Source organism: Streptomyces sp. NPDC058401, from assembly GCF_042722885.1.
Taxonomy (GTDB): domain Bacteria; phylum Actinomycetota; class Actinomycetes; order Streptomycetales; family Streptomycetaceae; genus Streptomyces.
This window is the reverse complement of sequence record NZ_JBHXKA010000197.1, coordinates 1-10,713: the sequence shown is the minus strand read 5'-3', so window position 1 is coordinate 10,713 and position 10,713 is coordinate 1. Positions and strand designations below refer to the sequence as shown.

Genomic DNA, 10,713 nt, shown 5'->3' with positions numbered 1-10,713 from the left:
CGGGGGCCGTGAGACGGGTACGCGGGTTCAAAACCAAAACCCCGGGGGGCGGGCCCCTTGGGGGCCCCCGCCCCGCGGGCGTGCACCGGGCGCGGTCAGCTCGCGGCGCCCGCATCCGCCTCCGTGGCCACCGACTTCGCCCACCGGTAGTCCGCCTTGCCGCTCGGGGAGCGCTGGATGGCGGGGGAGATGACGAGCTGGCGCGGGATCTTGTACCCCGCCAGCTTCGTGCGGCAATGGGCCTGTATCTCGTCCAGCGTCGGGTCGGCGGCGCCCTCCCGGATCTGGACCACCGCCGCCACGTGGCTGCCCCACTTCGGGTCCGCGACCCCGGCGACCAGGGCGTCGTAGACGTCCGGGTGGGACTTCAGGGCCTGCTCGACCTCCTCCGGGTACACCTTCTCGCCGCCCGTGTTGATGCACTGCGAGCCGCGGCCCAGGACCGTGACGATGCCCTGCTCGTCCACGGTCGCCATGTCACCGAGCAGCACCCACCGCTCGGATCCCTTCTGGAAGAAGGTTTCGGCGGTCTTGACGGGGTCGTTGTAGTAGCCCAGCGGGACGTACCCGCGCTGCGCGAGCCGTCCCGGTTCGCCGACCGGCACCGGCTCGTGGGTCACCGGGTCGACCACCTGCGTGCGCTCGTTGACCTCCAGCCGGAAGCCCTTCTCCGGGCTGGAGTCGTTCGTCGCGCGGCCGTTCGAGCCGGACTCGGACGAGCCGAAGTTGTTCAGGAGCATCACGTTCGGCACGAGCGCCTGGAACTCGGCGCGCACCGTCTCCGACATGATCGCGCCGGAGGAGGAGACGCTGAACAGGGAGGACAGGTCGGTGCCCTTCAGGGGCCCGTTGAGGGCGTCGATGAGCGGCCGCAGCATCGCGTCGCCCACCAGCGAGACGCTGGAGACCTTCTCCTTCTCGATCGTGCGCAGCACCTCCTCGGGCGCGTACTTGCGGTGGATGACCACCCGCTGCCCGTAGTTGAAGGCGATGAAGGACGTCAGCGTGGACGTGCCGTGCATCAGCGGCGGCGCCGGGAAGAAGGTCAGTCCGGCGCCCTTCGACGCGACCCGCTCGGCCAGTTCCTCGGGCCGCTTCACCGGTTCGCCGGTCGGTTCGCCGCCGAAGAGGCCGGCGAAGAAGAGGTCCTCGGCGCGCCACATGACGCCCTTGGGCATGCCGGTCGTACCGCCCGTGTAGATGATGAACAGGTCGTCGGGGGAGCGCGGCGGGAATCCCCGGCCGGGCGAGCCGGCCGCCTCCGCGTCGGCGTACGCGACCGGCGCGATCGAGGGCTCCGGGGCGCCCTCGGGGGTCGGCCCGACACGGATCAGGTGACGGAGCTTCGTCGTCTGCGGGAGGGCCGCAGCGACCCGCTCGGTGAACTCGCCCTCGAAGACGAGCGCCGCGAGGTCGGCGTCGTTGTAGAGGTAGACCAGCTCCTCCTCCACGTACCGGTAGTTGACGTTCACCGGTACCAGGCGGGCCTTCAGGCAGGCGAGGACGGTCTGGAGGTACTCGATGCCGTTGTAGAGGTGCAGGCCCAGGTGCTCACCGGCCTTCAGGCCGCTGTCCAGCAGATGGTGCGCGATGCGGTTCGCCGCCGCGTCCAGCTCCGCGTACGTGAGGCGGCGCTCGGCGCCGGTCCCGGGGTGGTCCACGTACACGAGGGCCTCGCGGTCCGGGACCACGTCCACGACCGACTCGAACAGGTCGGCAATGTTGTACTCCACCGGTCCTCCTGACCCAGAAAATCCCATGGCTGGTCTGCTCGGCGGTCATTAGAGCGTCGCCAACCCCAACAAGGAAGGGGACCGTCCAAGAAATCTGACTGGGTGTCAGAAAACTATTGAACTGCACCCGCCCCTACTGCAACCTGTTCTAGGTCTTGAGACGGGAGGACGGCAATGGGTGGGACAGAACACCTGACCGTGGAACGCCACGGAGCCACGCTGGTGCTCACCATGAACAGGCCCGAGGCGAAGAACGCGCTCTCGCTGCCGCTGCTGGTGGGGCTGTACGACGGCTGGCTGGAAGCCGACGCGGACGACACGATCCGCTCGGTGGTGCTGACGGGGGCCGGCGGGGACTTCTGCGCCGGCATGGACCTGAAGGCGCTGGCCGGGAAGGGCATGGCGGGCGACCAGTACCGGGACCGGCTCAAGGCCGACCCCGATCTGCACTGGAAGGCGATGCTGCGCCACCACCGGCCGCGCAAACCCGTCATCGCGGCGGTCGAGGGCTACTGCGTGGCCGGCGGAACGGAGATCCTCCAGGGGACCGACATCCGGGTCGCGGGAGAAGGCGCCACCTTCGGGCTGTTCGAGGTCAAGCGGGGACTCTTCCCGATCGGCGGCTCGACGGTGCGGCTGCCGCGGCAGATCCCGCGGACGCACGCGCTGGAAATGCTGCTGACCGGGCGGCCGTACGCGGCCGAGGAGGCGGCGCGGATCGGGCTCGTCGGGCGGGTGGTCCCGGACGGGACGGCGCTGGACGCTGCGCTGGAGATCGCGGAGCGGATCAACGCGTGTGGGCCGCTGGCGGTGGAGGCGGTGAAGGCCTCCGTCTACGAGACGGCCGAGATGACGGAGTCGGAGGGGCTGGCCTCCGAACTCCTCCGCGGATGGCCGATCTTCGACACGGCCGATGCGAAGGAGGGGGCGCGGGCCTTCGCGGAGAAGCGGCCCGCGGTGTATCGGCGGGAGTAGCCGTCTGGGCTGCGCCCGGCTGTTCCGGTGCCGGTGCCCGTGCCGGTGCCGGTGCCTGTGCTCCGGTGCTCCGGTGGTGCCGGGCCGGGGTTCGGGTGCGGCGCCGTTGCCGGGGGCCAGCCCCCGGACCCCTGCTCCTCAAACGCCGGAGGGGCTGGATTTCGGGGCTCCGCCCCGGACCCCGCTCCTCAAACGCCGGAGGGGCTGGATGTTCGCCCCGCGGGACCGGATTCGTCCGGCGTTGGTGCCAACCGTTCTTGGAACCCCACACATCGGAGACCCATCCATGACAGCCGCGTCGCCACCCGAGATCCTCCGCGCACCCCTTGTCGTCGAGTTCCCCTTCACCCGCTCCCTCGGACCCGTGCAGAGCGCCTTTCTCACCGGGCTGCGCGAAGGGGTCGTCCTCGGGGTCACGACCGCCGACGGCAAGGTGATGGTGCCGCCCGTCGAGTACGACCCCGTCACCGCCGAGGAGATCCGCGACCTGGTCGAGGTGGGCACCAGCGGGACCGTCACCACCTGGGCCTGGAACGGTTCGCCGCGCCCCAACCAGCCCCTCGACACGCCCTTCGCCTGGGTGCTCGTCCGCCTCGACGGCGCCGACACCGGCCTCCTGCACGCCCTCGACGTCCCCGGACCCGAGGCCGTCGCCACCGGCATGCGGGTCCGCGTGCGGTGGGCCGGGGAGCGGACCGGGGCCATCACCGACATCGCCTGCTTCGAGCCCGTGGAGGGCGGCGAACCCGCCGCGCACGCGGCCCCGCACAGCGGGGAGTTCGCCGACGCCGTCACCGGGATCGTCGCCGAGGCCCGACTGGACTACTCGTACAGTCCCGGCCGCGCGCAGACCGCGTACATCGCCGGGCTCTCCGAGCAGAAGACCATCGGCGAGCGCTGCCCCTCCTGCCACAAGGTGTACGTGCCCCCGCGCGGCGCCTGCCCCACCTGCGGGGTGGCGACGACCGACCGGGTCGAGGTCGGGCCGGCCGGCACCGTCACCACCTACTGCATCGTCAACATCAAGGCCAAGAACCTCGACATCGAAGTGCCGTACGTCTACGCCCACATCGCCCTCGACGGCGCCGGCCTCGCCCTCCACGGCCGGATCGGCGGGATCCCGTACGACCAGGTGCGGATGGGGTTGAGGGTCGAACCTGTCTGGACCGAAGGCGGCCGTTACCCCGACCACTACCGCCCCACCGGAGAGCCGGACGCGGACTACGACGTGTACAAGGAGCTCATCTGATGGCCCGATACGCCCGCGAGGTCGCGGTGGTCGCGTTCGCGCAGAGCGACCACCTGCGCCGCACAGACGAGCTCAGCGAAGTCGAGATGGTCATGCCGGTCCTGCACAAGGTGCTGGCCGCCACCGGACTGAAGGCGGGCGAGATCGGCTTCACCTGCTCCGGGTCCAGCGACTACCTCGCCGGCCGGGCCTTCTCCTTCACCATGACCCTCGACGGGGTCGGCGCCTGGCCGCCCATCTCCGAATCGCACGTGGAGATGGACGGCGCCTGGGCCCTGTACGAGGCCTGGGTCAAGATCCAGACCGGCGAGGCCGACACCGCGCTCGTCTACTCGTACGGGAAGTCCTCGCCCGGGTCCGTGCGCGACGTACTGACCCGCCAGCTCGACCCCTACTACGTGGCTCCGCTCTGGCCCGACTCGGTGGCCCTGGCCGCGCTCCAGGCCCAGGCGCTCATCGACGCGGGGGAGACCGACGAAGCCGGGCTCGCCGCGATCGGCGCCCGCAGCCGGGCCTCCGCGGGCGCCAACCCGCACGCCCAGCTCAGCGGAGCCGTTGCGCAGGGCGAGTACCAGGTCGCCCCGCTGCGCACCGGCGACTGCCCGCCCATCGGCGACGGTGCGGCCGCCGTCATCCTGGCCGCCGGGGACGTGGCGCGCCGGCTCTGCGAGCGGCCCGCCTGGATCACCGGCATCGACCACCGCATCGAGGCCCACAGCCTCGGGCTGCGCGACCTCACCGACTCCCCGTCGACACGGATCGCCGCCGAGCACGCGGGCGTGTTCGAGGCCCCGGTGGACACCGCGGAACTGCACGCGCCGTTCTCCTCCCAGGAGGTCGTGCTGCGCAAGGCCCTCGGGCTCGACGGCGCCGTGAACGTCAACCCCTCCGGCGGAGCACTCGCCGCCAACCCGATGATGGCCGCCGGCCTGATCCGGATCGGCGAGGCGGCCGCCCGCATCCACCGCGGCGAGTCCGACCGGGCCGTCGCGCACGCCACCTCCGGCCCCTGCCTCCAGCAGAACCTGGTCGCCGTCCTGGAAGGGGACCGAGCATGAGCACCACGGGCAAGGAGCCGGTGGCCGTCGTCGGCATCGGCCAGACCAAGCACGTGGCCGCCCGCCACGACGTCTCCATCGCGGGACTGGTGCGCGAGGCGGCGGCCCGCGCGCTCGCGGACGCCGAACTCACCTGGGCGGACATCGACGCGGTCGTCATCGGCAAGGCCCCCGACTTCTTCGAGGGCGTGATGATGCCGGAGCTGTACCTCGCGGACGCCCTCGGCGCCGTCGGCAAGCCCATGCTCCGCGTGCACACGGCCGGTTCGGTGGGCGGCTCCACCGCGCTGGTCGCCTCCAACCTGGTCGCCGCCCGGGTCCACCGCACGGTGCTGACCCTCGCCTTCGAGAAGCAGTCCGAGTCCAACGCCATGTGGGGGCTCTCCCTGCCCGTGCCCTTCCAGCAGCCGCTGCTGGCGGGGGCCGGCGGGTTCTTCGCCCCGCACGTGCGCGCGTACATGCGGCGCACCGGCGCCCCTGACACGGTGGGCTCGCTCGTCGCGTACAAGGACCGCCGCAACGCGCTGAAGAACCCGTACGCGCACCTGCACGAGCACGACATCACCCTGGAGAAGGTCCAGGCGTCCCCGATGCTGTGGGACCCGATCCGGTACTCCGAGACCTGCCCGTCCTCCGACGGGGCGTGCGCGATGATCCTCACCGACCGCGCGGGCGCGGCCCGTTCGCCCAAGCCGCCGGCCTGGCTGCACGGCGGGGCGATGCGCAGCGAGCCGACCCTCTTCGCCGGGAAGGACTTCGTGTCCCCGCAGGCGGGCAAGGACTGCGCGGCCGACGTCTACCGGCAGGCGGGGATCACCGATCCGCGCCGGGAGATCGACGCGGTGGAGATGTACGTGCCGTTCTCCTGGTACGAGCCGATGTGGCTGGAGAACCTCGGCTTCGCCGACGAGGGCGAGGGCTGGAAGCTCACCGAGGCCGGGGTCACGGAACTCGACGGGGACCTGCCCGTCAACCCGTCGGGCGGCGTGCTGTCCACCAACCCGATCGGCGCCTCCGGCATGATCCGCTTCGCGGAAGCGGCCCTCCAGGTGCGCGGACAGGCCGGGGAGCACCAAGTCCCGGACGCCCGGCGGGCAATGGGGCACGCCTACGGCGGCGGGGCGCAGTTCTTCGCGATGTGGCTGGTCGGAGCGGAGCAGCCCGGCACCTGAGCGGAAACCGCGTTCCGGGCGGGGTGCCGTACAGGCCACGAGTGACGCACCGTGGCCTGTGCGGCACGGCGTGCGATGGCTAACCTTGCCCCGGGACGACGAACCGGGAGTACCGGGAGGAGCACGCACGTGGCAGAGAGCATGACTTCGAAGGCGCCGGCCGGCTGGGGAAAGCCGGACCTCGATCTGACCGGGGCGGACTGGCAGTCGAGCAGCCGGGGAGCGGGTGACGTCCAGATCGCCTTCGTGGAGGGGTTCATCGCGATGCGCAACGGCGACCGCCCGGAGAGCCCCTCGCTGATCTTCGCGCCGGACGAATGGCGCAAGTTCGTCCTGGACGCACGGGGCGGGGAGTTCGACCTGACCTAGCGCGGCACGGGTGCGCGGTCCCCCCGCCGGGCTCGGCGCCGCCGCCCCGGTGGGGGGACCGGATCAGGGCCCCGTAAAGCCCTTGCCGGCCCCGTAAACCCCTTGCCGGACGCGGAGGGCCCTCGGCATCATGGCCGCCATGACGACCACCCGCCGAAAGGGCGATGCCGCGTAGACGGCCCGGCGCGCTGCGCGCCGAACGAGGAGCGTACGACGGCAGGCGGCCGCCCGCCTGGGCGTGGGAACTCCCGCCCGTGGACCGGCTGTCGCCCGATGCCACGGCCGCCGCGCACTGGGCCCGGCCCGGCCGGGGCGCCGAGATCGCGGACCTGCTGAACCGCTACCGGACCTTCCTGGACCGCCCCGGCGGCGCCCTGCTCCTGGTCCCCTCCGAGTGTCCGGCCTGCCCCGGCTGCGCACGCGACGACGTCGCCGTCGTCCGGGACGAGCTGGGAGACCTGTACCGGGAGCTGCCGCCGGCCGCCCGCACCGCGCTGGGCCGGGTCCTGCGGGGCCTGGACGCGCGGTTCCGGCGCCGCACGCTCCCGCACCCGGCCCCGTCCGCCGGGGGCTGGGCGGACTGGAGCGGCCGTCCGCGCGCCTGGTGGCACCGGCGGCTCTACGAGGGCGACTGAGGGGCGACGGGTCGAGCGCCGGGTCGGCCGACAGGTCGGGCGACGGACCAGGCGGCTGACGAGGCGGCCGGTCAGGGGTGTCGTACGAGCCAAAACGGGAGGACCGGTACGGTGGGGGCATGAGCGGAGAAAACGACCTGCGGAAGCTGCTGAGCGGAATGCGGCCGGAACTGAACGACGGGCTGTACGTGTTCTGCACCATCCCCGGCGACACCGACCCGGAGGCCCTGGCCGGGCTCACCCCCGTCGCCTCCGTCCTGGAACCCGAGGGGCTCACCCTCGTGCTGAGCCAGGAGGACGCCGACGAGGCCGGACTCCCCTACGACTACACCGCCGGCTGGATCACCCTGCGCATCCACTCCGCCCTCGACGCCGTCGGCCTCACCGCGGCCTTCGCAACCGAACTCGCGGCACACGGCCTGAGCTGCAACGTCATCGCCGGCTACCACCACGACCACCTCTTCGTGGACGCCGCCCGGGCCGCCGAGGCCGTGGCCGTCCTGGAAGCCCTCGCGGAGCGTTCCGCACAGGACTGAGCCCCTCCGCCCATACAGCAGCCGGCGCCACCCGAAAGAAGATCAGCTTTATTTGCCGCACAGGCAATCCCGAGCGGGTGCGCGGGCGTACGCTGAACCCCCGAACAGGCCTGGGGGGTACCAGCCATGACGGAACGCCGGACCCGCAAACGGCGCAAAATGTTCGAACGCGACGCGGAGCTCGCCGCCGTCGACGAAGCCCTGGACCAGCTCACGGACCCGGGCCCCGACGCCGGCGGAGCCCTGCTGGCCTTCTCCGGAGCCGCCGGCCTCGGCAAGACCACGCTCCTCGGCGAAGTACGCCGCCGCGCCCACGCCAAGGCCTGCACCGTCCTCGCCGCCCGCGGCGGCGAACAGGAGCAGAGCCAGCCCTTCCACGTCGCCCGCCAGCTCATCCAGCCGCAGCTGGCCGGCACCTCCGACGCGGAACTGCGCGAGGCCCTCGGCAGCTGGTACTCCATCGTCGGCCCCGCCCTCGGCCTCTGCGCGGCCGAACAGGGCGCCCCGCCCGACCCCCAGGGCCTGCGCGACGGACTCGACTGGGTCCTCACCCACCTCATCGTGCAGCGCGCCCCCGTCGCCCTCGTCCTGGACGACGCCCACTGGGCCGACCCCGAATCCCTCTCCTGGCTCGCCGCCTTCGCCCCGCGCGCCGAACACCTCCCGCTGCTCCTCGTCGTCGCCTACCGCCCCGACGAACTGCCCGCGCACGCCGAGGCCTTCCGTACGCTGCCCGGCCGTGCGGGACACCGCCCGCTGACCCTCGCCCCGCTCACCGCCGAGGCCGTCTCCGGACTGGTCCGGGAGGCCGTCGGCGAACACGCCGACGAGGCGTTCTGCCGCGAGGCCTGGGCCGTCACCACCGGCAACCCCTTCGAGGCCGTCGAGCTCACCGCGAACGTCCGGGACAAGGGCCTCGCCCCCGTCGAAGCCAGCGCCCCGCTCCTGCGCGACCTCGCGGCCGCCCAGCGCGGCAGCGGCCTCGTCGCCCGCCTGCACAGCCTCGGCCCCTCCACCGTCCGCTTCGCCTGGGCCTGCGCCGTCCTCGGCACCGACACCCCCAGGGACATCGCCGCCCGCGTCGCCGGACTCGGCACCGAGGAGGCCGTCGACGCCACCGGGCGGCTGCGCGACGCCCGCATCCTGTCCGCCGCCCCCGAGGAAGCCGCCGCCGAGGACGCGGCCGGGCTGGAGTTCGTCCACCCCCTCATCGCCACCGCGATCTACCGCGCGATCCCCGACGCCCTGCGCGTCGCCCTGCACGGAAAGGCCGCCGCGGCCGTCGTCGACGCGGGACTCGGACCCTCCGCCGCCGCCCGGCACCTGCTGGAGACCCACCCCGAGAACGACCCCTGGGTGGTGCGCACCCTGCGCGAGGCGGCCGGCGAGAACCTCCGCGCCGGCGCCCCCGAAGCCGCCCGCCGCCAGCTCGCACGGGCCCTGCGGGAGCCCCCGGACTTCGACGAGCGGGCGGCCGTCCTGTACGAACTGGGCTGCGCCTCCCTGCTCACCGAGCCCGCCAACACCGTCAACCACCTGCGCGCCGCCCTCGCGGAGCCCTTCGAGGACCCGGCGCTGCGCCAGGGCATCGTCATCCGGCTGGCCCAGGTGCTCTCGCACAGCGACCGCCTGGCCGAGGCCTCGGAATGCCTCGCGCGCGAGATCCCGTACACCCAGGACGTACGCGGCCGGCTGCGGCTGCAGTCCGAGCAGTTCATGTGGGACGCCTTCAACGCCGCCGAGCCGGACTCCCCGGCACGCTCCCGGCGGCTCGCGAAGCTCGCGGACCGGCTGAGCGGGCGGGACCTCACCGAGCGGTACGTCATCGGGCTGCGCGCCTGGGACGCCTGCCTGCGCGGCGAGCCGGTCGACGTGGTCCTCCACCATGCCGGGCGGGTCCTGGAAACCGAGTTCAGCTGGGCGTACGCGGACCGGGGCTTCGAGGTGCCCGTACTCGTCGCCATGGTGCACATGTACGCCGACCGGCCGGAGCGGGCCGAGGAACTGTTCGAGGCCGGCACCGCCGAGTTCGAGCGGCAGGGCTGGCGCGGGGCGCACCTGTCCTTCGCCTACAGCCTGCGCGCCTACATCCGCTACCGCCGCGGACGGCTGGCCGAGGCGGAGGAACTGGCACGGGCCGGACTGCGCCTCGCCGAGCGCGTCGGGCGGCGCACGCCCGTGCACTGGTACGCCATCGCGATCCTCGTCACCACCCTGCTCGCACGGGGCCGGGTCGACGAGGCCTGGGAGCTGTCCCGGGAACACGAGTACGGGGAGCCCTTCCCGGCGGCCGTCGTCTTCCCCGACTCCCAGACCGTCTACGCGGAACTGCTGCTGGCCCGCGGACAGGCCAAGGCCGCGGCGGCGGAGCTCGAAGCCGTGGACCGGCGGCTGACCCCCCGGGGCATCCAGAACCCGTCCTGGTGCCCCTGGCGGCTCCACCTGGCCCGCGCGGTGTCCGCGGAGGACCCGGAGCGGGCCCGGGAGCTGGCCGGGGAGGCCGTACGCCGGGCCCGCGCCTTCGGGGCCGCGTCCGGCATCGGCCAGGCCCTGCGGGTGGCCGCGGAGGTGGCTGCGCCGCAGGACCGGGCCGCCCTGCTGGAGGAGGCCGTGTCGGTCCTGTCGGCTTCGCCGGCGGCGTACGAGCTGGCGCTCGCGCTGGCCGCGCTGGGGGAGGAGCGGGGGGACGCGGAGCTGCTGCTCCGGGCGGTCCTGGCGGCTCGCGCCTGCGGGGCGGACGGCCTGGTGGCCACCGCCACGACGGCCCTGCTCGCCCGGGGCGGCGCCTGGCCGTGCGGCCCCGGGTCCGACGCCGACCCTGACGCCGACCCCGCTTCGACCTCGGCCGCGGCCCACTGACCGGCCCGCCGGGCCGCTCAGGCCCTGCGGGGCTGTCCCCTACCCGCCCTTCGCCCGTTCCCCGGGGCTCGGCCCCGGACCCGTTGCGGGGGCCAGCCCCCGCACCCCCGCTCCTCAAACGCCGGAG

Annotated in this window: 9 protein-coding genes; 8 read left to right on the top strand and 1 reads right to left on the bottom strand. The window is 73.3% G+C overall.

Features of this window, described 5'->3' with window-relative positions; translation table 11 throughout:
- Positions 1-95: 95 nt before the first annotated feature.
- Positions 96-1,733, bottom strand: coding sequence for an acyl-CoA synthetase (locus ACFWNV_RS37430; protein ID WP_383956067.1), 1,638 nt, complete (start codon positions 1,731-1,733; stop codon positions 96-98).
- Positions 1,734-1,907: 174 nt separating this feature from the next.
- Here ACFWNV_RS37430 and ACFWNV_RS37425 point away from each other — a divergent pair, with 174 nt between their 5' ends.
- The 8 genes from ACFWNV_RS37425 (at position 1,908) to ACFWNV_RS37390 (ending at position 10,586) form a co-directional block, all read left to right on the top strand.
- Positions 1,908-2,708 (top strand): crotonase/enoyl-CoA hydratase family protein, encoded by an 801-nt coding sequence (locus ACFWNV_RS37425; protein WP_383956064.1) that lies wholly within the window; start codon positions 1,908-1,910, stop codon positions 2,706-2,708.
- A 286-nt stretch (positions 2,709-2,994) separates the two neighbouring features.
- The gene (locus ACFWNV_RS37420) at positions 2,995-3,957 is read left to right on the top strand and encodes a Zn-ribbon domain-containing OB-fold protein (RefSeq protein WP_383956061.1); all 963 of its coding nucleotides are present in this window, start codon (positions 2,995-2,997) and stop codon (positions 3,955-3,957) included.
- Positions 3,957-5,015 carry a thiolase domain-containing protein gene (locus ACFWNV_RS37415; RefSeq protein ID WP_383956058.1) on the top strand — a complete coding sequence of 353 codons (1,059 nt, stop codon included), beginning with the start codon at positions 3,957-3,959 and terminating at the stop codon, positions 5,013-5,015. The genes ACFWNV_RS37420 and ACFWNV_RS37415 overlap by 1 nt, the downstream gene beginning before the upstream one ends.
- Positions 5,012-6,187, top strand: coding sequence for a thiolase domain-containing protein (locus tag ACFWNV_RS37410; RefSeq protein WP_383956055.1), 1,176 nt, complete (start codon positions 5,012-5,014; stop codon positions 6,185-6,187). Before ACFWNV_RS37415 ends, ACFWNV_RS37410 begins: the two co-directional genes overlap by 4 nt.
- A 141-nt stretch (positions 6,188-6,328) precedes the next feature.
- On the top strand, positions 6,329-6,556 hold the full coding sequence (locus ACFWNV_RS37405) for a DUF397 domain-containing protein (protein ID WP_383956070.1): 228 nt from the start codon (positions 6,329-6,331) through the stop codon (positions 6,554-6,556).
- 164 nt (positions 6,557-6,720) lie between these two features.
- On the top strand, positions 6,721-7,191 hold the full coding sequence (locus ACFWNV_RS37400) for a hypothetical protein (RefSeq protein WP_383956052.1): 471 nt from the start codon (positions 6,721-6,723) through the stop codon (positions 7,189-7,191).
- Between the two features lie 119 nt (positions 7,192-7,310).
- Complete coding sequence (locus ACFWNV_RS37395; protein ID WP_383956049.1) at positions 7,311-7,727, top strand: ACT domain-containing protein; 417 nt, start codon at positions 7,311-7,313, stop codon at positions 7,725-7,727.
- A 126-nt stretch (positions 7,728-7,853) separates the two neighbouring features.
- Positions 7,854-10,586 carry an ATP-binding protein gene (locus tag ACFWNV_RS37390; RefSeq protein ID WP_383956047.1) on the top strand — a complete coding sequence of 911 codons (2,733 nt, stop codon included), beginning with the start codon at positions 7,854-7,856 and terminating at the stop codon, positions 10,584-10,586.
- Positions 10,587-10,713: the final 127 nt, after the last annotated feature.

Bases quoted from the DNA above. Each gene is read 5' to 3' on its own strand.
- ACFWNV_RS37425 (WP_383956064.1), top strand. From the start codon at position 1,908: ATGGGTGGGACAGAACACCTGACCGTGGAACGCCACGGAGCCACGCTG.
- ACFWNV_RS37420 (WP_383956061.1), top strand. From the start codon at position 2,995: ATGACAGCCGCGTCGCCACCCGAGATCCTCCGCGCACCCCTTGTCGTC.
- ACFWNV_RS37405 (WP_383956070.1), top strand. From the start codon at position 6,329: ATGACTTCGAAGGCGCCGGCCGGCTGGGGAAAGCCGGACCTCGATCTG.
- ACFWNV_RS37410 (WP_383956055.1), top strand. From the start codon at position 5,012: ATGAGCACCACGGGCAAGGAGCCGGTGGCCGTCGTCGGCATCGGCCAG.
- ACFWNV_RS37400 (WP_383956052.1), top strand. From the start codon at position 6,721: ATGCCGCGTAGACGGCCCGGCGCGCTGCGCGCCGAACGAGGAGCGTAC.
- ACFWNV_RS37390 (WP_383956047.1), top strand. From the start codon at position 7,854: ATGACGGAACGCCGGACCCGCAAACGGCGCAAAATGTTCGAACGCGAC.
- ACFWNV_RS37415 (WP_383956058.1), top strand. From the start codon at position 3,957: ATGGCCCGATACGCCCGCGAGGTCGCGGTGGTCGCGTTCGCGCAGAGC.
- ACFWNV_RS37395 (WP_383956049.1), top strand. From the start codon at position 7,311: ATGAGCGGAGAAAACGACCTGCGGAAGCTGCTGAGCGGAATGCGGCCG.